A 20,335-nucleotide genomic window follows, 5' to 3' on the forward strand; every position below is an offset into this window, starting at 1 on the left:
CTATGGGCGGTCAAGGCGCACCTCGTACTGGGGCTGGCCGGCAACATCGACATCGACGGCGAACAGGCCGCCGGCTTCGGGATGGGCGGCGAGGATCTCGTCGCTCAATCCCTTGCGGGCGGTGGTGAAATACAGGGTCTTCAGGTTCGGACCGCCAAAGCACGGCTTGGTGACATTGGGGACGGGCAGGGCGATCTTGTCGACGATCTCACCCTCCGGCGAGATGCGCAGAACCGATGCGCCGCCCCAAAGGGCGGTCCAGAGGTAGCCTTGGGAATCGACGACCGAGCCGTCGGGCCAGGCGTTCCCGATCTCGACTTGGGCGAACAGGCGCTTGTTGGTCAGGTCGCCGTCGGCGTCGATGTCGTAGGCCCAGATGGTCTTGGCCAAGGTGTCAGTGTGGTAGAAGGTCTTGCCGTCGGGACTGACGCACGGGCCGTTGGTGATGCAGATCCCGTCGTCCTGCTTCACCGTGTCGCCGGCGCCGGTCAGGCGATAGAGCGCGCCGCTGGCGGCCTCCTCGCCGTCGTGCATGGTGCCAAACCACAGCCGGCCCTGGGCGTCGATGGTGGAGTCGTTGGGACGGTTGTCCAGTTCCGGCGCCTCGGTTTCGCCCAGGAAGGCGAACTCGCCCGTTGCCGGATCGAAGCTGTGCAGGCCGCTTTTCAGCCCGGCGATGAAGCCCTCCTCACCAGCGATTGGGGCGACGAAGGTCACCTGTTCCGGAGCGACAAAGCTTTCGGTCGCGCCGCTGACAGGATCATAGCGGTGGACGGCGTGACCCTTGATGTCGACAAACCAGACGGCGTCGCGATGCCAGATCGGGCCTTCGCCAAGGGTGGCTTTCAGATCCCAGACGCAGGTGGGGGTCGGCATGTTCGCATCCATAATTTTCGTCATCCCGGCCGTAGCGTAGCGCAGAGCCGGGACCCAGGGGCAACCGCTTTACGCCGGCCCCTGGGTCCCGGATAGCCTCTGCGAGGCTTCCGGGATGACGAGGTAATTTAGCGGTGGAATACCAGTGGTTCTGGCGTTGCTCCTACCGCCAGCCGGCGTCGATCCAGTATTCATGGCCCGTGCACAGCGACGCGTCATCAGAAGCCAGGAACAGCACCAACGACGCCACGTGATCGGGGAGCAGGCGGCCCTTCAGGCACTGGGCCTTGACGATATCGGCCTCGCCTTCGGGCGTGTACCACTTCTCCTGGCGCTTGGTCTTGACGTTGCCGGGCACCACGCAGGTGACGCGGATGTCGTCGGGACCAAGCTCTCGGGCCAGGGCCCGGGTCATGCCCTCGATGCCGGCCTTGGCGGTTTCGTAGAGGACCAAGTCCTCCAGACCCAGGTGCCAGCTGATCGAGCCGAAATTTATGATCGCCCCGCCGCCGCGCTTGGCCATGCCCGGCGCCACGGCCTGGGCCGCGAACAGCATGTGGCGCAGGTTGACGCCGATGCGGTTGTCCCAGTAGGCGGGCGTGATGTCGGCCAGCTTGTGGCGGTCATCATTGCCGGCGTTGTTGACCAGCACGTCGATGTCGCCGATCTCGGCCAAGGTCGCCTGCAGGGCCGAAAGATCCATCAGGTCGCAGGACTTGTAGACGGGCGGGATTTCCGCGCCTGACAGCTGCTCGACCAGGGCCTTGGAGTCCTCGTCGGCGATATCGAGGAAGATCACCTCGGCGCCCTGGCGCACGAAGCCAGCGGTCAGGCCGGCCCCGATGCCCGAGCCGCCGCCGGTGACGACGACCCGCTTGCCCTTCAGGCTGGGATAGATGGCTGAAGTCATTCGGCTTACGACCACGAATACGAGGTTTTGGTCTGGGTGAAGAACTCGACCGCTGCGAAGCCCTGCTCGCGGCCACCGTAGGACGAGCTCTTCGAACCGCCGAACGGCACGTGATAATCGACGCCGGCCGTGGCCAGATTGACCATGGTCATGCCGGCTTTGGCGTGACGCTGGAAGTGGCGAGCGTACTTGAGCGAAGTGGTGGCGATGCCGGCCGAGAGGCCGAACTCGACGCCGTTGGCGACGTCCAGGGCTTCCTCATAGTCCTTGACCCGGATGGTCGAGGCGACGGGGCCGAAGACTTCCTCATTGTTGATCCGCATGTTGCGGTCGGTGTCGGCGATCAGGGTCGGCTGCACGTACCAGCCGGGATTTTCCAGCTTCAGGCGCTCGCCGCCGGTGACCACCCGGCCGCCTTCGCCGGTGGCGATGTCGATGTACTTGTAGCTCGTCTCCATCTGGTCTTCGGAGATCGCCGGACCGATCTGGGTGTTGGCGTCGAGGGCGTCGCCCACCCGTAGCGCGGCAATCTTCTCGGCCAGCAGGGCCACGAAGCGGTCATGGATGCCGTCGGTGACGATCAGGCGCGAGCTGGCGGTGCAGCGCTGGCCGGTAGCGAAGAACGAGCCGTCCAGCGCAATGGCGACGGCGCGTTCCAGGTCGGCGTCGTCCAGCACGATCAGCGGATTCTTGCCGCCCATCTCCAGCTGCACGCGGGCCTGGCGGGCCACGGCGGCGGCCGCGACCTGAGCGCCAACGCCTTGCGAGCCGGTGAACGAGACGCCATCGACGTCCTTGTGCTTGACTAGGGCGTCGCCCATCGAGCCACGGCCGAACAGCATGTTGAACACACCGGCCGGAGCGCCGCATTCCTGCATGATGTCCGCCAGCACCGAGGCCGTCGCGGGCGTCGGGCCGGCCGGCTTGATGACCACGGTGTTGCCAAAGGCCAGAGCGGGCGCCGCCTTCCAGGCCGGAATGGCGATCGGGAAGTTCCAGGGCGTGACAAGGGCGAACACGCCGACAGCCTGGCGATAGGTCTGGATTTCGACGCCCGGACGGGTGCTTTCCAGGTTCTGGCCGTGGCGGCGCAGGGCCTCGCCGGCGAAATACTTGAAGATGCGGCCGGCGCGGACGGTTTCGCCGATGCCCTCGGCCAAGGTCTTGCCCTCTTCGCGGGCCAGCAGGCGGCCAATGTCGGCGCTGCGGGCGATGATCATCGTGCCGACCTTGTCCAGCAGGTCCGAGCGGACCTCCGGCGAGCTTTCCGACCACGACGGGAAGGCGGTGCGGGCGGCGCCGACAGCAGCGTCGACCTCGGCCGACCCGCCGTTGGGCACGCGGGCGACGACGTCATTGGTGTTGGACGGGTTCAGGCTTTGCGTCGGGGCGTCGGAAGCGACGCGTTCGCCGCCGATGTAATGGCGCAGGGTATCGGTCATGGGACGAGGTCCTCGAAAAACAAAAGCGTTAAAGCAGGCCGCGGCCGGCCAGATTGCGGATCAGGGCGGAGATCCCGAACGTCCAGGGCTTGGCCTGGTCGCAGGTGGTCACCTCATTCTCGAGAACGCCCAGCTTGGGAGTGGACACCCGCACGCGGTCGCCGACCTTGTGGGTAAAGCCTTGGCCGGCGGTGTCGCGGTCCTGGATCGGAGCGAACATGGTGCCAAGGAACAGCGCGAAGCCGTCGGGATATTGATGCTGCTTGCCAAACGCCTGGCCAGCCAGCGCGGCGGGGTCGCGGCTGATCAGGCTCATATTGGAGTGACCATCCAGCACGAAATTGTCGCGGCCGGTGATCTTCAGCTCGACCTCGGCGATGCGCACGTCGTCGAGGCTGAAGCCGTCGTCGAACAGCCGCACGAACGGGCCAATGGCGCACGAGGCGTTATTGTCCTTGGCCTTGCTGAGCAGCAGGGCCGATCGGCCCTCGAAGTCGCGCAGATTGACGTCATTTCCGAGAGAGGCGCCACGGATCTGGCCGGAGCCATCGCATAGCAGCACGACTTCGGGCTCAGGGTTGTTCCAGTGGCTGTCGGAGCGGACGCCCACATGGTCGCCCCAGCCCATCGACGACAGGGTCGGACCCTTGGTGAAGATCTCGGCGTCGGGGCCGATGGCCACTTCCAGATATTGCGACCACAGGCCGTCCTTGATCAGGGTCTGCTTCAGGCGCTCGGCGCCCTCCGAGCCCGGATCGACGCTGCGCAGATCACCGCCCATGCTTTCGGATAGCTGCTCGCGGATCTTCACGGCGGCGGCGGCGTCGCCCCGGGCGCGCTCCTCGATCACCCGCTCCAGGGTCGAGACCGCGAAGGTGACGCCGGCGGCCTTCAGGCATTGCAGATCGACGGGGGCCAGCAGCTTGGCGGCGGCCTCTCCCGACGCGTCGGCCCAGACCGGGCGCACATCCAAGGCTTCAAGCGGGCCACGATCCTCGCCGCGCGGGATCGTTTCGCCGGGCGCGTAAATGTTCATCAGATCGGCGACGGTGGGAGCGACCCTGGACATGTCCTCGATGCGGCCGCCGCGCACCATGACGGGCGTTGGGCCATCACCGAAGTCGACGCGGCCCAGCAGGGTCGCGTCTTGCCAGTCGTCTGGAAGGAATTGCGTCACGCCCACGGCGCCATCTCCCCGTTCAAGCGTCTGAGCCTCACCAAACCTTGGCGGCCGCGCTCGTTGATGCTCGCGCACTTGTTAGCGCTAACATGAGGGGGCGGCAAGGGTCTGCCAGACCAATTGTCACATCGTTCGGTGAAGGGCGTGAAACGCTACTTTGGCGCCGGCCCGCTGGAGTCCCGCACGATCAGGGTATGGGGGTGCATCAGTTGCCGGGGCTCGCCCGAGCCATCGCGCTTGCGGCGGATTTCCTCCAGCACCAGGTCCACCGCGGCGCGGGCCATGGCGGCGATGGGTTGGTGCACGGTGGTCAGGGCGGGCCAGATATTGGCGGCGATCGAGGTGTCGTCGAAGCCGACGATGGAGACATCGCCCGGCACGTCCAGGCCCAGGCGATGGGCCAGGCCCGCGGCGGCGGCGGCCATGTCGTCGTTGCAGGCGAAGATCGCGGTGGGACGGTCATCGCTGGCCAGCAGCCGCTCGGCCGCGTCCAGGCCGGAGCGATAGGTGAAATAGCCCTGCTCGACCCGCACGTTCTCCTGCGGGATTCCGGCGGACTTCAGCGCCGTCATGAAGCCGTCCAGACGCTGCTGGCTGACCGTCTGGTTGGGGTGGCCCTTGATGAAGCCGAAACGCTTGTGGCCCAGGCCCAGCAGGTGCTGGGTCAGCTCATAGGCGGCGGCTTCGTTGTCGATGCGGATGGTGGCCATGTCGGTGCTGGTCATGCCAGGAGCGACGCCGACGGCGGCCGCGCCGGCGGCCTTCACCTCGGCTAGGACCTGGGGCGACTCGCACAGCGGCGGCGGCAGGATCAGGCCGTCGACCCCGGTGCGCAGCAGGCGGGTCAGAGTGGCGCCGGCCAGTTCGGGCTCCGCGCATTTCTCGATGACCACCTGGGCGCCGGTGCGGCTGCTTTCGTCCAGCGCCCCGACCAGGAACTCCGACAGATAGCCGGTCGAGGGGTTGTCATAGAGCAGGCCGATGCGAAACGGAGCCGAGCCGGCCAGGCTGCGCGCCGCCGGGTTGGGCGCGTAGTTCAGGTCGGTGATCGCCTGCTCGACCAGGGCCCGGGTTTCTTCCTTGACGGTGGTCTCGCGGTTGATGACCCGCGAGACGGTCATGGGCGACACGCCGGCGCGCGCCGCGACATCGCGGATCGTCGCGCTCTGGGTCGTGCGGCGCCTTTGGCGTTCCGTCGGCTCTCTCATGGATGGTCCCGTCCCTTTGGGCGCGGAGACTAGACCGTTTCGGGGCGCGGTTGGAAGACGGGGGCGGAAGGATGTAGGGATCGGCCATGACACCCTTCGGCGCTCTGATCCTCACCGGCGGCGGTTCGCGTCGCATGGGCCGCGACAAGGCCGTCCTGGAGTGGGGCGGTGTCCGCGCCGTGGACCGCGTAGCCGAGCTGGCGCGGGCTGTCGGAGCGCGGGAAGTCCTGACCGTCGGCGCCGACCTTGGCCTGCCATGGGTTCCCGACCCCGAGCCTGGCGCGGGGCCGGTGGGCGGCGTGCTGGCCGGCGTCGAGGCGCTGCGAGCGCTGGGGCTGGGGCGGGCCTTGATCCTGGCGGTGGACGCGCCGACCCTCACCGCCGAGGACCTCGCGCCGTTGCTGGCTGCGGTGGTCCCCGGGGCGGCTTATGACGGCCTGCCGCTGCCGATGGTACTGAGTTTCGCGGCCGTGCCCGAGGGCGTCGAGGCGGGCTGGCCGCTGCGGCGGCTGGTCGAGCGGGCGGGGCTTTTGACCGTGGGCCTCGCTGCCGACGCCGAGGCGCGGCTGCGGGGCGCCAATACGCCGGAAGAGCGGGCGCGGTTGCTGAAGCCGTAGCGCCCGTTAGTCCACGCCGGCCACGGCCAGCAGGGCCGCCAGGCCGACCTGCATGCCCTTCAGGCTCTCGCCCTTCTCGACATCGATCCATTCGTCCAGCGCATGGGCGCGGCCGGCCTTGCCGCCCGAGCCGATCGTCACGGCCGGGATGCCCAGGCTCATGGGGAGGTTGGAGTCTGTGGACGAGGCTCCATGCTGGGGTGTGAAGCCGAAGGCGCTGATCGCCGCGTCGGTCAGGCCGACGATGGCCGCGCTGGCCGGCGTGCTGCCCGCCGGGCGCTCGCCGATCACCTTGGGGTCGTAGCTGATCTTGCCGAACTTGGTCGATCGCGCCGCGTTCTCGGCCGCCGTCGCGCCGTCGAGGATGCCGATCAGGGTCCTGTCCAGCCTGGCCAGTTCGTCGGCGCTCTCCGAACGCATGTCGAACTCCATATACACCTCGTGGGGGATCGAATTGACCGAGGTGCCGCCGCCGGTGACGCTGGCCGAATAGGTGGTCTTTGGGTCCTTGGGCGGCTCCACGGCATAGAGATCGACCACGGTCTTGCTCATCGCCGTCATCGGATTGACCGTGCCAAAGGCGCCGTAGCTGTGGCCGCCCGGGCCCTTGAAGGTGACGTGATAGCGCTTGGAGCCGGTGCCGGCGTCGACGAGGCGCGACGGGTCCGAGCCGTCCATCGAGAAGAAGGCGGTGATCCGGCCCGTATAGCTGCTCTTGTTGAACAGGTAGCGCACGCCGCGCAGGTCGCCCGGGCCTTCCTCGCCCACATTGCCGACGAACAGGATGTCGCTTCTGGTCTTGATGCCGGCGGCGTCCATGGCCCGCACATAGGCCAGCAGGGTGGCCAGCGAGCGGGTGTCGTCGCCGATGCCGGGAGCCATCAGTTTCGTGCCCTCGCGGCGAACCTTTACGTCGGTGCCTTCGGGAAAGACGGTGTCGAGGTGGGCGGCGATGACCACGAACGGACCCTTGCCCCTGGTCGCCGTGCCGGGGCGCACGCCCATCACATTGCCCTCGGCGTCCATGGCGACGTCGCTCAGGCCGTGAGCCTTCAGCATTTCCAGATAGGCCCTGGCCCGCGCCTCTTCCTTGAAGGGCGGGGCGGGGATCTCGGTCAGGGTGACGACGTCGGCGATGGTGCGGTCGAAGTCGGCGTCCAGCTTGGCGACCGCCTTCTTGAAGGCCGGCGAGCCGACCAGCTTGCGAACCTTGCCGGCGTGATCGGCCTTGCCCGCCGTGGGAGGCGCGGCCAGGGCTTCAGAGGAGAGGGCGGGCGCGGCGAGCAGCACCGCGCCGAAAGCGATCATCGAGGCCGAGCGGCGGAGCGTATTGGGCATGATTGGGAATCCCCGAAACCTTGAGCGACCCAGCCTAGGGGGCGCGCCGCGCGGTGTCATCCCGCAGACGTCGCGCGGACACAGGTTCGCGCCCTCGCCGGTTTCACCAGCGAGATTTGGGGAGGCGGCGGAGCGTCCGGGCCAGGCCCGGATGGGTTTTTAGTGGAGTACCGTTTCGGCCGTGGCCGGAGCGCTCCGCGCGGTCGTTATCCCTCTGGCCGGGGTGCGCAGGTCTAGTTCAACCTTTTGCCCCACCCGGGCTTATCCCTCCTCGCGACGGACCCAGCCCTGAAGCTGCAAGCCACGCCGATTCCGGAGGACCCGGAGCGAACCTTCGGACGGGCGGGGGCTTTGGCTTTCCCCCGATGGACAGGTTTACGTCCCCTGTCCTCATTTTAAGCCGTCCGGCCCGGACAGTCGTCCGACCGGCGGCCCCGCACAACCGCCCCCGCCACCCGTCAGGTCGCCAGCTGGACGGCCTCCCCAGTGACGGGGCGAGGAGAAGTATGCGGGCGTTCTGGAGGGGGCTGCGTCGATTTTGGATCGTGACGGTGGGTGGGGCGGTTAGGGCGTTGAATTAGTTGGGGGCGAGGGGGGTTATGCTCATGCGGGCACGGGGATAGAATCCGGTCGGCTTCTCGTAACCCTTTCGCAAAGAGAGAGGGATTCAAGCTCGGACTCAGTCAATGCCGCCCCGGGTGGGCCAGGGCTTGCGGGCCAAGGCGGCGGTCGGGACCTTGTCGGCCCCAGGTCCCTCGCCCAGGCGGATGGGCAACGGAAAAGGGCCCCGCCTTGCGGCGGGGCCCTTGGCTCTCCAGCGTCAGTTGGCGCCTACCAGCTCTTGGTCACGCCGAAGATGACCCGGCGCTCTGCCCGCAGGCCGCTGATGCCCTTGGTCTGGGCCTGGCTCTCGCGCATCAGGTTCTGGCCGTTCAAGGCCAGGGTGATCCCCGACTTCAGGTCATAGGCAACCCGGCCGGCAACGGTGGTGTAGCCCTTGACCGGTTCAAGCGTCTGGGTCGAGGTGTAGGAGTTGAACTTGGACACCCGCTTGACGTAGCCGTCCACGGTCCAACTGCTGTTGGTCCAGCCCAGACCCAGATTGCTCCGCCATTTGGGTGAGCTGTCGCCAAAGGCGATCAGACGACGGACCGCGCTGTAGCCGGGCAGGGTCGTGTCGGTGATGTCGACATAGGTGGTGTCGGCGTTCCAGCGGAACCCATCGCCGAACTTGCCCGATCCCGAGACCTCGAAGCCCTTCATTTCGGACTTTCCGATGTTGAAATAGGTCAGGGCGGCATAGGTGGTGGCCGTGGCCGGAACGTCGATCTGCAGTCTGGAAACGCCGCTTTTCACGTCTTCAGTGGTTTGCACCATCAGCTTGACCGCCACGCGGGCGTCAAGCTTGGTCAGGGCGTGCTCGTAGGCCGCCTCATAGCTGGTGATGATGGCCGGCTGCAGCTCGGGGTTGCCCAGGGTGGCGATGCCGACCGGTGGCGCGGTGGTCGGCAGGACCTGACGCGATCCCAGTTCAACCAGGGTCGGGGCCTGAACACCGCGCGCGGCCAGCAGGCGGAGGGTGCCTTCTTCCGAGAGCAGGACTACGGCGCCGAGATTGACGCTGACCTCCTTGATCGACTGGTCCCAGTCGCTGTTGCTGATCCGCCTGACGCCGGCCGGGAACACGCCTATGCGGCTAAGCTTGAGGCTATCGAGGCGGGCGGCGGCGGTCAGGGTGATCTTGTCCGTAGCGGCCCAGTTCCACATCGCCGACGGTGCCAGGACCTTGTAGCGGACCATGCCGCCGCGGACCGGCGTCGTATTGACCTCGTTGTCACGATATTCGAGGGCAACGCGCAGGGTGTGGTTCGGGCCGATCTTGACCAGGTTCTGAACCTTGGCGACCCAGATATTGTTTTCGTAGCGCAGGGGCAGGGCGGTCGAGTCGAGCTGGTTCAGATAGATCTGGGCCTCCATCGCGCCATAGGGCGTGTCGGCGTTCAGGGTGGCCTTGATGGAGTCGGTCTTCACCTTGTGGCCGACATAGCTGTAGCCGGACAGCATTTCAGACTGGCCCGAATTGGACCAGTTGCCTTCAATGCGCAGGTCGGTTTTCGGCGACAGTTCGGTCACCGCGTCGAACGCGGCATAGATCTTCCAGGGGTCGGACAGCAGTGACAGGGGGACTGTCGAGCCAGCATTGCTCCACTCGTCCTGCTGGTTGGCGCCGACCGAGACGCGGGCCTTTACCGGACCCAGAGCCATGGTCTTGACGATATTGCCCGAGGCATAGCCAAGCGTGCCGGCCTGTACGGTGATGCTGTTGGTGTCGTCGTATTTGGGGTTGTAGGTGATGATGTTGATCACACCCGAGACGGCGTTGAAGCCGAACAGGGCGCTGTTGGGTCCGCGAACCAGCTCGATCTGGCGGATCTCTTCCAGCGCGATCGGCAGGGTGGCCCAGTCGGTATAGCCGAAGTGGTCGAGATAGACCTGGCGGCCGTTGATCAGGACCAGCATCCGCGGCGAGCGGGCCTGGTTATAGCCGCGCACGCTCAGCTCGGCCGCGCCGGCGGCGAAGGCCAGGATGTCGACACCGGCGGCGCGCGACACGATGGTGGGAATGTCCGTCGCGCCGGAGCGCTTGATGTCGGCGGCCGAGATGATGGTCATATCGACCGGGGCCTGGCTCGAGCGCTGCGGCGAGCCGGTTGCCGAGGTGGTGACGGGCTCGTTGAACAGCTGTTCCATCGCGCCGTAGTCGATCGACTGGGCCGAGGCGGCGGTGGCCGAGGCGAGGAGGATGATGCCGACCGAAGCGCTGGCGAAGAGATTGCTTTTCATGAGTTTTTCTCTTTCCTAGGCGGGGGTCAGACTTCGCGGATCATCATGCGGAAGGCGGCCTTGAAGACCGCGCCGACTGCGGCAGCCGCCGAGCGGCTGACCACGATTTCCACCTTGGGATCGGCCGAGACGCTCATCACGCAGGCGCCGCTGGTGACGCAGGCCATGTCCGAACCGATGGTAATGATCTTCTTGCCCTTGGCGGCGGCGCCGACTGGGCCGGCATTGACGCCGGTGGTGATGTAGAGCGCCGCGACACCCGAAACGCCGGCGATGTCGCCGGCGTCGACAGGCTTGCCGGTGAGGGTCAGGGCGCCGGCGCTCAGTCCGCCGCCGATCGCGGCCATGACCGCATTCTTCTCGGCCACCGAGGCGGGTTTGGACGGATCGAAGACCACGCCGAGGGTGGCTTTGCCGGTCGGAGCGTTTTCGAGGAAGGTCAGGGCCCGGCCCGCAACCTGCATGTCCTTGGCGGCATCAGCGTGGGCGCTGAGCGGCGCCGCAGCGAGGGCCAGGACGCAGGCTACGAGGGCGCCCGGCTTGGTGGTTTTCGACATGTCTATTGCTCCTCTGCCCGGGTTCCACCGGATTCCTTTGAGAGGGAGAGAAGGACGAGATTGGTAAACAGGAAATTATCGGGCTTCCGCGCCCCGTCTCTTCGGGCCTAAACTAGAAGTATTCAGCGAGTTGAAATCAACTATTGGACTTGCTTAGTGTCTATATTTCGCTATGCAAATGGCCAAACTCTACGAGGCGGATTTTATAGTGTTGCGGATCCGGAGATGTGCGCATTCTTATTTCTGAGTAGGGTATGTGATATATTCAATATGTCGAAAAAACACCCAATTTGGTCGCGGGTGTTTGGGTGAAAAAATTTGCACTTGCTGTTTGGATATAGCCAATCTGTTTGGGAGCAGCTGAAACGGGCATTTTGTCGCACCGGCGCAGATGAGCCCTTAACGACGCCCGACAGGGGGCGAATCTCTGTGGCCATGCGCCGGATACCCCGCCCCCTCTCCGCTTGCAGGAGGCCGTGACCCCGGCGATGGCCGGGGTCGGGTGAGGGGGCGAAAAAGTCTGTACGAAAGGTCTCAGAGACCCCTCAGTCAAACACGATCACCGACCGCGCCAGCTCCCCGCGCTTCAGCTCGTCGAACGCCGAATTGATCTCCTCCAGCTTGATCCGCCGCGAGATCATCTGGTCCAGCTTCAGCTTGCCCGACATGTAGAAGTCGACCAGTCGGGGCATGTCGACCGGGAAGCGGTTGGAGCCCATATAGCTGCCTTGGATGCGCTTCTCGCCCAGGAAGTCGGAGCCCGTGAGCTCGATCTTGGTGCCGACCGGGATCATGCCGATGATGTTGGCGGTGCCGCCCCGGCGCAGCATCTTGAACGACTGCTCGGCGGTGACCTTCAGGCCGATGGCCTCGAAGCTGTGCTGAACGCCGCCGCCGGTCAGTTCCTGCACCTGTTTGACCACGTCGCCGTCGTCGGCATTGATCAGGTCGGTGGCCCCGAACTGGCGGGCCAGCTCCAGCTTGGCCGGCACGCGGTCGATGGCGATGATACGGCCGGCCCCGGCGATGGCCGCGCCGTTGACGGTGGCCAGGCCCACCCCGCCGCAGCCGATCACGGCCACAGTCTCGCCGGGACGGACGCTGGAGGTGTGGATCACCGCGCCCACCCCGGTCATCACCGAGCAGCCGATCAGGGCGGCGAGGTCGAAGGGCATGTCCCGGCGGATGGCGACGCAGGCGTGCTCGTGAACCAGCATCATCTCGGCGAAGGACGACAGGTTCAGGAACTGGGCCATCCTGGTGTCGCCGGATCCGGACAGGTCTTCCTTGAACAGGCGCGGCTCGTCGGTCTTGGAGCGGCGGGTCTCGGGGCTGACGCACAGGTTCATGTGCCCGGTCAGGCAGACCTCGCAGTGGCCGCAATAGGGGTTGAGGCAGGTGATGACGTGGTCGCCGACCTTGACGGTGCGGACCTCGGAGCCGACCGCCTCGACGATCCCGGCGCTCTCATGGCCCAGCACGGCGGGCAGGGGGTGGGGGTAGGAGCCTTCGACGAAGTGCAGGTCGGAGTGGCAGACGCCGGCGGCCTTGGTGCGGATCAGCACTTCGCGCGGACCGGGCTTGCCGATGGAAACGGTCTCGATCTGGAGGGGTTTGCCCACCTCGCGCAGCACGGCCGCCTTCATTCGCTCACTCCCTGAGATTTGGAGCGAGTCTAGCGTCCCCTCAGGGGCGAGCGGAAGAGGTTATTCGAACAAATGTTCGATTGCGCTACTGTATCCACTTTGCGGCCGTTTGCGCGAGCCGCCCGGCGAGTTCGGGTAGTGCTGCAAAAAAGCTCTTAATGCCGGATAGGAGGTTTGGATCGCGTTTGTCCAAGACGGCCAAGGTAAAGGTTGATATCCCGAGAAGCCACAAGAAGGCAGGAAACAAGAACGCTCCGGCGTTAAGAGCCAATACGTTCATCGTACCAAAAGCTCTTTTCTCTTCTTTGCCAGAGAGCCAGCCAGCGATTTCCCATCCGCCGCCATCTCTTCTCACTACATAGCAACGGCCAAAATAAATCGGAATGAAAAGAAAGGTAAAAGAAAACCGTTTAAGGTGAAACGACCCCAGCTGGGCAGACTTCATCTTGCCGACCAAGGCTGTGCCTATTCCGTTTAGACGGAAGAGCGAAACGCTCGATGCATAGTGAAGTCGTAAATCCGACATGATCGCCCCTGAGTTTATTATTTGGGTCGATACAAGTTAGGCTTAAGTAGAGTCAAGGTTTTGGGCGACATCGCCCGTCTCTAGAGCCTCAGGCGGCGATGGCGGGGGCCGGGCGCTCGGGGATGATGTGGCTGACCGACAGCAGCACGGTCATGCCGGTGTCGGAGGTAATCACGGCCGAGACCAGTGGTGAGTTCTCTTCGCCCATCGACGGGGGCGGATTGATCTGGTCGGCATTGACGATGAAGCTGTCGCAAACGGCGTCGACCAGCAGGCCGGCGACGTCGTCGCCGCTTTCGATGACGATGATCACCTGGCGGGGACCGTCCTCTGCCACGCCCTTGCCCAGCCGAGCCGACAGGTCGATGACCGGCATGACCTGGCCGCGCAGGTTGATCACGCCGCGCACATAGGGCGGGGCGTCGGGAAGCTGGGTCGGCGGGGTGACGCCACGGATCTCGCGAACCGAATTGACCGGCACGCAATAGGTCTGGGTCCCGACCTCGAACGACAGGACCTGAAGGGCTTCGCCCGTCTTGTACGCCACGTTGCTGGTCATGGGAGCCTCCGCTGGTCGATCTGCCCGGCGAAACCTCGATCGCCGAACGAGTCGAGCTTGGCGGCAAATAGTGAACAAACCGGCGCCGGCCATGTCCGGTGAATTTCGTTCAGGTGCGGTTCAGGCGGGCGGCGCGAGATTAACCCCACGGTAACCAAGCGACCCGCCGCCGGGCGGATCGAGACGAAAGGGAGGGGCCGATGGCCCGCAAGATCAGCACCGCGATCGGCCATGTCGCAGCCGGCCTCGCCGCGCTTTCGATGGTCGCCGCCGCGACCACGGCCTCGGCGGATTCGCGCGATCGCTACTATCGCCAGCACCGCAACGACAACAACGGCGCCGAGGCGGCGATTGTGGCCGGGGTGATAGGCTTGGCTCTTGGCGCGGCGATCGCCAGCAGCAGCAATGGTAATGACCGCTATGCTCGCCCCAACCGCAGCTATGGCTATGGCAATGGTTACGGGAATGGTTACGGCGCTGGTTCTGGGTATGGTAGTGGCTATAGCAGTAACTATAGCAATGGCTATAGCAGTAACTATAGCAATGGCTATGATTCCGCTCCGTCCCGCTACTATGGCCGTCCCTATAACGAGGGATATCGCGACGATTGCTGGACTACCCGAGAATACGACCGCCGCAGCGGCGCTATCTACGAGCGCACTGTCTGCCGCTAAGCAGGGCGCCAAGGTTCGGGATCTGAACGAAATCTTCCGACTGTTGGACGCCGAGATTCAGGAAAAGCCCCGGAGCCCCCGCTCCGGGGCTTTTTTTCCGCGTGCGCGAGGGGGCTTGTCATTGCGAACAAAAGAGGAACATTATCGTATCTCGTCCAAGGGAGAATGCCGATGTCCGCCGCCTCGATCCTGTCTGTCGCACCCGGTTCAGCCTTCGCGGGCGCCTTTTCCTGCCGGCATGACGCGCAGGTCTCCAGCGAGGATCGGATCGAGATCGCCGAGGCCGTGTTGGCCGGCGCTTGGCGCACCTTGCGGGCCGCCGGGTTCCACGAAGCCGAAGTCCAGGCGCTGTTCGACCAGATCGCCGACCGGCCCGAAGACCTCGCCCGGCGGCTGCGGAAAATGGCCAATGCGGCGGGCTGATCGTTAACTGCGATCAGCGCGACATTTCAGCGCATCCAACGTACGGAACCACTCGTAGCTGCGTTTGCACGTAATCGTCCGGATGGGAAACCAGCCGGCCGGAGCGCGCCCGCCGTCCCGTCCCCCCACTAAACGGCGGGAGGGCCGCGGGGTCCTTCCGCCTTTCCCAGAGAGATGGCGGAGGGACCCCGATGACGGGCTCTCGAGTGTCTTAGTAGTTGCGGCTGACCAGGCTGCGCAGGCCTTGGGCCTTCTGGGGCAGGTCGGCGGCGATGCGGCTGGCCATTTCGCGGATGCCGGCCGGATAGGCGTCACCGCCCGCGGCGATCTCGGCGGCGAAGGCGGCGAGATCGATCATGCCGCGATCCAGCCGTTCGACCTCTTCGCGGGCCAGCATGCGGGCCTCGGCTTGCAGGCGTTTGACTCGCTGCGCCGTGGTCTCGGGGCCGCGACCAAGATCATAGATTTCCGCGACCTGGGCAGTGGATGGCACGAGAGAAAGGGGCTTGCCGACCATGGGTTAGGGTTCCTCGAATGAAGCCGGTTTGACCGGCCGCTACACTAACTAAGCCGCTGCAAGCCCCAGTGTTCCGGCCGAACAGGAGAAGACGGCAAGGCGTTGCGCGAACGCCACAACTCGCCGTTCCAGTCGCCCGAACGACTTTTGGAGGCTTCAGGCGCCGTAGGCGGGAGCGGTCTGCTGCATCTGCGGAACCGCGCTGGGGGCCACCGGGGCCGGACGCTGGAACTTCAGGCTGCGGCCCTGGAACTCGGCGCCGGTTTCCATGGCCAGTTGTTCGTGGGTGATGTCGCCATCCACGCGGGACGTTCCGTAAAGACGCACGGCTTGGGCCGTGACGCTGCCCAGCACGTTGCCGTGGATCTCGACGACCAGAGCGGTGACGCTGCCCTCGACCCGGCTGTTGGGGCCCAGGATCAGCTTGCCGACCCGGATGTCGCCCAGCACCACACAGTCCAGGTGCAGTTCGCTGTCGCCGACCACGTCGCCCTTGATGGTGACGCCCTGAGCGATCATCGAGGCCGGCTTGGGCCGGGCGACCGGTGCGGCGGCGGCGGCTTGAGCAGCCGGCGCGCGCGAAGGCTCCAACGGCGCCAAGGCGACCGGGGCGGAGGTGTCTTTCTTCTTGGCGAACATGGGCGTCGACCTTGTCTCGAAATGGCTCGTCGGAGCTTTCAGGAGCAAGACAGGCGCCAGCCGCACAACGCCGTTATTGGCTGTCGACCACGTGGGTCGTGGGTCGGTCGTCCCCCGCCGCGATCTCCTCGCGCCACTGGCCCTTGGCGTCTTCGTAGCTGATGCCGGTCGTCTCGCCGGCGACCTGCTGCTCGGCCGCCGCGCGCTGGGCGGCCGCGAGCGCTGCGTCATGGTTTGCGAAGGTCTCGGAGAACACGTCCCCCAGCCTGTAGGCCCAGCCGCCGTCGTGCTCGACGATGGTGTAGGTGATGTCGGTCATGGGGAGGGCTCCTGGATCGCGTCGAGGGATCAACGAGCCGTCAGTGAGCACGGTTCCGAATTAGGCGTCTTGTCGCGAGCCGCAGGAGCATGGACAACAAATCATGCTTTATCTCGTCCTGAAGGCCGCCCTGTCGGGCGTGATCATCGCCGCCATTTCGGAAATCGCGCGCAAGTCGCCAGGCTTTGGCGCGCTGGTCGCGTCCCTGCCGCTGATTTCGATCCTGGGCATGATCTGGCTGTGGCGCGACACTCAGGATCCTGTCCGCATGGCCAGCCATGTCGAGGCCACCTTCTGGTACGTGCTGCCGTCCCTTCCGATGTTCCTGGTCGTTCCCGTGCTGCTGCGACGAGGCGTCGACTTCTGGCCCTCCCTGCTGGCCGGTTGCGCGCTGACCATCGGGCTCTATTGGGTGATGATGGCGGTTGGGCCAAGGTTTGGACTGAAGCTGTAGCGCCAACAGCAAAACGCCCGCCCCTTGCGAGGCGGGCGTCCCGTCTAGTCTAGTCTAGAGAACTAGATCAGCAGCAAGGAGCGCCTTTGCAGCAGGCTGCGCCGAGAGCGCAGCACGCCTGGACGGCCTTGATGACGGCGTCAGGCGCCGCGGCATAGGCGGCGGTGGCTGAAGCCAGCAGCATCAGGGCTGCGGTGGAGAAGATGCGTTTCATGTCGAATTTCCGATTTTCAGAGTGATGAACGATCGTCTGAAGTCGGGTGTCAACGGGGGGGTGGCAGGTCCGGCGCGATCGAGCGACCCGGAGGCATGTCGATGGGCGCCAGCGTGGCCAAGGGCGCGTAGCGGGCCACAGGCCTGGAAACCTGATGCTGCGGCGGCACCACGATCTGGCAAGCGACGATGCAGATTTCAGGGCAGGTCGCCTTGCCCATGTCGTGGCATGGCGCGTCCATGCAGCAGTCCATCGACTCGGCTGTGGCGGGCGCGAGCGGCGCGGCAAGAAGCAGCACAAGGCCCAGAAGCATCAGCCCCCGCGCCAGCCAGCTCGATGTCGCCGCCTTCCGCATTTAGGCTACCTTCACCCGCGCCGCCGACTCCGGCAGGTCCACGCCGAACGCCCGCTGGAAGAACTCGGCCACGGTCGGGCGCTCGAGCTCGTCGCACTTGTTCAGGAAGGTCAGGCGGAACGACAGGGCGATGTCGTGATCGAAGATCTCGGCGTTCTGGGCCCAGGTGATCACGGTGCGCGGGCTCATTACGGTGGAAATGTCGCCATTCATGAAGGCGTTGCGGGTCATGTCGGCCACGCGGACCATGGCCGAGATCGTGCGCTTGCCCTCGACGGTGTCGTAGGAGGGGTTCTTGGCCAGCACGATGGCGGCTTCGACGTCATGTTCCAGATAGTTGAGCGTCGTGACGATGTTCCAGCGGTCCATCTGGCCCTGATTGATCTGCTGGGTGCCGTGATAGAGGCCCGTGGTGTCGCCCAGACCGATGGTGTTGGTCGTGGCGAACAGCCGGAAATAGGGGTTGGCGCGGATCACGCGGTTCTGGTCCAGCAGGGTCAGCTTGCCGCCAGCTTCCAGCACGCGCTGGATCACGAACATCACGTCCGGGCGGCCCGCGTCATATTCGTCGAACACCAGGGCGATCGGGCGCTGCAGCGACCAGGGCAGGATACCCTCGCGGAACTCGGTGACCTGCTTGCCTTCTTTCAGGACGATGGCGTCCTTGCCGACCAGATCGATGCGGCTGATGTGGCTGTCGAGGTTCACGCGGACCAGCGGCCAGTTCAGGCGCGCGGCGATCTGCTCGATGTGGGTCGACTTGCCGGTGCCGTGATAGCCCTGGACCATCACGCGGCGGTCGTTGGCGAAGCCGGCGCAGATGGCCTTCGTTGTCTGCGGTTCGAACTTGTAGGCCGGATCGATGTCCGGCACGTGGCTGTCGCGATGGCTGAAGAACGGAACCTTCATGTCGCTGTCGACGCCGAACGCGTCGCGAAGCGTCACCCACTTGTCGGGGACCAGGGTGATCAGCGGATCGGCGGCGGAGCTGGTTTCGGCGAACTCGGACATTCCATCGGATTAGCGCCTTGACCTAGGGTAGGGGAAGGGGGCGCCGCACCGCGACCCCCCCTCGGCCTAACTTTTTACCGGCTGGCGATGATCACCGACGCAATCAGGCCCGTGGCGACGGAGCTCATGACATACTGGTCGTTCACGCGCTGCCAGCGATAGCCGCGCGGGGGCGCGCGCAGGCCGTGACGGTGATAATCCGAGACATAGTAGCTATTGCCGCGATAGCGGGCGTCCAGACGTTGGCCGCGAGCCCAGCGACGATATTCCCGGCGGTCGTCGCGACGATCCGCGCGGTAGTCGCGGCGATCATCCTTACGCTCGTCGCGATAGTCACGGCGATCATCCCGACGGTCGGCGCGATCGTCCCGTCGGTCGTCATAACGGCTTTGCTCGTAACGGCCGTTATCACGATAGTCGTCGTGACGCTGCGGCGCGGCGGTGGCGGCGGTTCCGGCCAGCAGCGACAGTGCAAGAGCAGTGATGGCTAGGCGCTTCATGGCGGTCTCCTTTTCGATGACCTCAACCTATTGAAGTCGATGTGGCCCAGACATGAACGGCTCCTGTCAGCTGTTGTTCATGTTTCATTGACGAAACATTCCAACCGACCTGAAACGTCGGCAGCATCTTTTCTCGGTGGGAGCCGAGCTTGACCTTGCGCGTTGAGCAGGCATGAACCTGCCCTTCGCCTTCGATCCGCGCCGCGACCTGCCCGCCCTGTTGAGGGCCGCCGGGCGCGAGCTGGGCGCGACCGCCGCCTTGCTGGTCGCCGCCCTGTCGGCCATGGCCTTTCTGTCGATCGCCGAAGAGGTGGCCGAGGGCGAAACCCGAGTTGTCGATCTGGCCATTCTTGACGCCCTGCGCCAGCCCGGCCGCCCACGCGACCTGATCGGACCCGACTGGCTGCATGTCGCGGCCATCGACATCACCTCCTTGGGCTCGCTGGCGGTGCTCAGCCTTTTGATTCTGCTGGCCTTCAGCTTCCTGGTCTGCCTCAGGCGCTGGGGTGAGGGCCTGTTGCTGCTGGTCGGCGCCGGCGGCGGCGTGGCGATCAGCCAGGGCCTGAAGTTGCTGTTCGGGCGCCAGCGCCCGGACATGGACTACCGGGTCGTCGAAGCGGTGAACGCCAGTTTCCCGTCCGGCCACGCCATGCTGTCGGCCGTGGTGTTCCTGACCCTCGGCGCTCTGGGCGCACGCTTCGCCGAACGCAAGAGGCTCAAGGCGCTGGCGCTGGGCGCGGCGGTGACGCTGTCGCTGCTGGTTGGTCTCAGCCGAATCTATCTGGGCGTCCACTGGGCCAGCGATGTGCTGGCCGGCTGGTGCGTGGGCGCGACCTGGGCCATGGCCTGCTGGCTGGCGGCCTTCGCCTGGACGCGCTGGCGTTCGCGCTCAATCCCAAAAAATATTTCGAAAGAAGCAGAGGTTTAAATTGGTTGTCATCCCGGACAAGCGCGTAGCGCGCGGATCCGGGACTGACGCCTGAGCGTCGCGCTTCGGATCGGTCCCGGCTCTACAGGCCGCTACGCGACCTTCCGGCCGGGATGACAACGAAGGAGCGGCGGGCCGATTGAGCCCGATGCTAGCTGGCCTTGGTCTTGGGCCGCCAGGCCAGCTCGGCTGAGGTCCACGCCGCGCCGGCAAGGTCTAGCAGACCCATCAGCATCCACGGGCGCGGCAGGTTTCCAGTCAACACCAGGGCGCCCAGCACCACTGGCGAGGCGCAGCGCAGGGCCACCGAGGCGCGCATATAGGTGCGCTGACCCGTCCAACCGGCGACGTGATAGGCCAGAGAATAGGCAATCAGCATGATGCCGAACATCCGCGCCCAGGGCTCGGCCGAGGGGTCCAGCGGCGACCTGAAGGCTTGGGCCGTGTGGAAGGGTGCGGTAGCCAACGCTGCGCCAGCCGCTGAGGTCATATTGCCCCAGAACCAGATGCTCCAAGGCTTGCCGAAAGGCGTCGGCGTCACCGGGGTCGGCGCGTTCGCGAGGCTGGGCCCCGAATCGGGGTCGGTCATGGTGCGGCT

Annotated in this window: 24 protein-coding genes and 1 pseudogene; 6 read left to right on the forward strand and 19 right to left on the reverse strand. The window is 65.5% G+C overall.

What is annotated here, in order from left to right:
* On the reverse strand, nt 1-876 hold the full coding sequence (locus tag ACP69S_RS11825) for an SMP-30/gluconolactonase/LRE family protein (RefSeq protein WP_425997420.1): 876 nt from the start codon (nt 874-876) through the stop codon (nt 1-3).
* A gap of 21 nt (nt 877-897) precedes the next feature.
* On the opposite strand from ACP69S_RS11825, the pseudogene ACP69S_RS11830 reads away from it, so the two are divergent.
* A pseudogene (locus ACP69S_RS11830) lies at nt 898-969 on the forward strand (hypothetical protein); the annotation flags it as partial.
* 70 nt (nt 970-1,039) lie between these two features.
* Here the strand turns inward: ACP69S_RS11830 and xylB are convergent.
* The 4 genes from xylB to ACP69S_RS11850 form a co-directional block, all read right to left on the reverse strand.
* Complete coding sequence (xylB, locus tag ACP69S_RS11835) at nt 1,040-1,786, reverse strand: D-xylose 1-dehydrogenase (protein WP_425997422.1); 747 nt, start codon at nt 1,784-1,786, stop codon at nt 1,040-1,042.
* Between the two features lie 5 nt (nt 1,787-1,791).
* Nucleotides 1,792-3,228 carry an aldehyde dehydrogenase family protein gene (locus ACP69S_RS11840; RefSeq protein WP_425997424.1) on the reverse strand — a complete coding sequence of 479 codons (1,437 nt, stop codon included), beginning with the start codon at nt 3,226-3,228 and terminating at the stop codon, nt 1,792-1,794.
* 28 nt (nt 3,229-3,256) lie between these two features.
* Entirely contained in the window at nt 3,257-4,411 is a 1,155-nt protein-coding gene (locus ACP69S_RS11845) for a fumarylacetoacetate hydrolase family protein (protein ID WP_425997425.1), read from the reverse strand.
* A 149-nt stretch (nt 4,412-4,560) separates the two neighbouring features.
* On the reverse strand, nt 4,561-5,616 hold the full coding sequence (locus ACP69S_RS11850; protein WP_425997427.1) for a LacI family DNA-binding transcriptional regulator: 1,056 nt from the start codon (nt 5,614-5,616) through the stop codon (nt 4,561-4,563).
* 86 nt (nt 5,617-5,702) lie between these two features.
* On the opposite strand from ACP69S_RS11850, the gene mobA reads away from it, so the two are divergent.
* Nucleotides 5,703-6,233 (forward strand): molybdenum cofactor guanylyltransferase, encoded by a 531-nt coding sequence (gene mobA / locus ACP69S_RS11855; protein ID WP_425997429.1) that lies wholly within the window; start codon nt 5,703-5,705, stop codon nt 6,231-6,233.
* 6 nt (nt 6,234-6,239) lie between these two features.
* Here the strand turns inward: mobA and ACP69S_RS11860 are convergent, their stop codons facing one another.
* The 6 genes from ACP69S_RS11860 to ACP69S_RS11885 all read right to left on the reverse strand — a co-directional run bounded on the left by ACP69S_RS11860 (nt 6,240) and on the right by ACP69S_RS11885 (nt 13,703).
* Entirely contained in the window at nt 6,240-7,571 is a 1,332-nt protein-coding gene (locus ACP69S_RS11860) for a M20/M25/M40 family metallo-hydrolase (RefSeq protein WP_425997431.1), read from the reverse strand.
* An 831-nt stretch (nt 7,572-8,402) separates the two neighbouring features.
* Nucleotides 8,403-10,415 carry a TonB-dependent receptor plug domain-containing protein gene (locus ACP69S_RS11865; protein ID WP_425997433.1) on the reverse strand — a complete coding sequence of 671 codons (2,013 nt, stop codon included), beginning with the start codon at nt 10,413-10,415 and terminating at the stop codon, nt 8,403-8,405.
* Between the two features lie 26 nt (nt 10,416-10,441).
* Entirely contained in the window at nt 10,442-10,972 is a 531-nt protein-coding gene (locus tag ACP69S_RS11870) for a hypothetical protein (protein WP_425997435.1), read from the reverse strand.
* Nucleotides 10,973-11,517: 545 nt separating this feature from the next.
* Nucleotides 11,518-12,618: a Zn-dependent alcohol dehydrogenase gene (locus ACP69S_RS11875; protein WP_425997437.1), complete on the reverse strand. Its 1,101-nt coding sequence runs from the start codon at nt 12,616-12,618 to the stop codon at nt 11,518-11,520.
* Between the two features lie 85 nt (nt 12,619-12,703).
* Nucleotides 12,704-13,075, reverse strand: coding sequence for a hypothetical protein (locus ACP69S_RS11880; protein WP_425997438.1), 372 nt, complete (start codon nt 13,073-13,075; stop codon nt 12,704-12,706).
* Between the two features lie 157 nt (nt 13,076-13,232).
* Nucleotides 13,233-13,703 carry a chemotaxis protein CheW gene (locus ACP69S_RS11885; protein WP_425997440.1) on the reverse strand — a complete coding sequence of 157 codons (471 nt, stop codon included), beginning with the start codon at nt 13,701-13,703 and terminating at the stop codon, nt 13,233-13,235.
* Between the two features lie 200 nt (nt 13,704-13,903).
* Between ACP69S_RS11885 and ACP69S_RS11890 the strand changes: the two genes are divergently transcribed.
* Entirely contained in the window at nt 13,904-14,377 is a 474-nt protein-coding gene (locus tag ACP69S_RS11890) for a hypothetical protein (RefSeq protein WP_425997442.1), read from the forward strand.
* A 171-nt stretch (nt 14,378-14,548) separates the two neighbouring features.
* Complete coding sequence (locus ACP69S_RS11895; RefSeq protein ID WP_425997444.1) at nt 14,549-14,800, forward strand: hypothetical protein; 252 nt, start codon at nt 14,549-14,551, stop codon at nt 14,798-14,800.
* 211 nt (nt 14,801-15,011) lie between these two features.
* On the opposite strand, the gene ACP69S_RS11900 is transcribed toward ACP69S_RS11895, so the two are convergent.
* From ACP69S_RS11900 to ACP69S_RS11910, 3 genes are all read right to left on the reverse strand, one after another.
* Nucleotides 15,012-15,317: a hypothetical protein gene (locus tag ACP69S_RS11900; RefSeq protein WP_425997446.1), complete on the reverse strand. Its 306-nt coding sequence runs from the start codon at nt 15,315-15,317 to the stop codon at nt 15,012-15,014.
* A 156-nt stretch (nt 15,318-15,473) separates the two neighbouring features.
* Nucleotides 15,474-15,956 carry a bactofilin family protein gene (locus ACP69S_RS11905; protein WP_425997448.1) on the reverse strand — a complete coding sequence of 161 codons (483 nt, stop codon included), beginning with the start codon at nt 15,954-15,956 and terminating at the stop codon, nt 15,474-15,476.
* 73 nt (nt 15,957-16,029) lie between these two features.
* Nucleotides 16,030-16,275 carry a DUF2188 domain-containing protein gene (locus tag ACP69S_RS11910; protein ID WP_425997450.1) on the reverse strand — a complete coding sequence of 82 codons (246 nt, stop codon included), beginning with the start codon at nt 16,273-16,275 and terminating at the stop codon, nt 16,030-16,032.
* A gap of 103 nt (nt 16,276-16,378) precedes the next feature.
* Here ACP69S_RS11910 and ACP69S_RS11915 point away from each other — a divergent pair, with 103 nt between their 5' ends.
* Nucleotides 16,379-16,729, forward strand: a complete 351-nt coding sequence (locus ACP69S_RS11915) for a DUF3147 family protein (protein ID WP_425997451.1) — start codon at nt 16,379-16,381, stop codon at nt 16,727-16,729.
* Nucleotides 16,730-16,796: 67 nt separating this feature from the next.
* On the opposite strand, the gene ACP69S_RS11920 is transcribed toward ACP69S_RS11915, so the two are convergent.
* From ACP69S_RS11920 to ACP69S_RS11935, 4 genes are all read right to left on the reverse strand, one after another.
* Nucleotides 16,797-16,943 carry a hypothetical protein gene (locus ACP69S_RS11920; RefSeq protein WP_425997453.1) on the reverse strand — a complete coding sequence of 49 codons (147 nt, stop codon included), beginning with the start codon at nt 16,941-16,943 and terminating at the stop codon, nt 16,797-16,799.
* A 49-nt stretch (nt 16,944-16,992) separates the two neighbouring features.
* Nucleotides 16,993-17,256 (reverse strand): hypothetical protein, encoded by a 264-nt coding sequence (locus ACP69S_RS11925; protein WP_425997455.1) that lies wholly within the window; start codon nt 17,254-17,256, stop codon nt 16,993-16,995.
* A 42-nt stretch (nt 17,257-17,298) separates the two neighbouring features.
* Entirely contained in the window at nt 17,299-18,309 is a 1,011-nt protein-coding gene (gene cobS, locus ACP69S_RS11930) for a cobaltochelatase subunit CobS (RefSeq protein ID WP_425997457.1), read from the reverse strand.
* A 74-nt stretch (nt 18,310-18,383) separates the two neighbouring features.
* Nucleotides 18,384-18,809 (reverse strand): RcnB family protein, encoded by a 426-nt coding sequence (locus tag ACP69S_RS11935; RefSeq protein WP_425997459.1) that lies wholly within the window; start codon nt 18,807-18,809, stop codon nt 18,384-18,386.
* A 172-nt stretch (nt 18,810-18,981) separates the two neighbouring features.
* Between ACP69S_RS11935 and ACP69S_RS11940 the strand changes: the two genes are divergently transcribed.
* Entirely contained in the window at nt 18,982-19,737 is a 756-nt protein-coding gene (locus ACP69S_RS11940) for a phosphatase PAP2 family protein (RefSeq protein ID WP_425997461.1), read from the forward strand.
* A gap of 151 nt (nt 19,738-19,888) precedes the next feature.
* Here ACP69S_RS11940 and ACP69S_RS11945 read toward each other — a convergent pair whose 3' ends face one another.
* Nucleotides 19,889-20,326, reverse strand: a complete 438-nt coding sequence (locus tag ACP69S_RS11945; RefSeq protein ID WP_425997463.1) for a hypothetical protein — start codon at nt 20,324-20,326, stop codon at nt 19,889-19,891.
* Nucleotides 20,327-20,335 lie beyond the last annotated feature (9 nt).

It is taken from the genome of Caulobacter sp. DWR1-3-2b1, assembly GCF_049895765.1.
Lineage (GTDB): Bacteria > Pseudomonadota > Alphaproteobacteria > Caulobacterales > Caulobacteraceae > Caulobacter.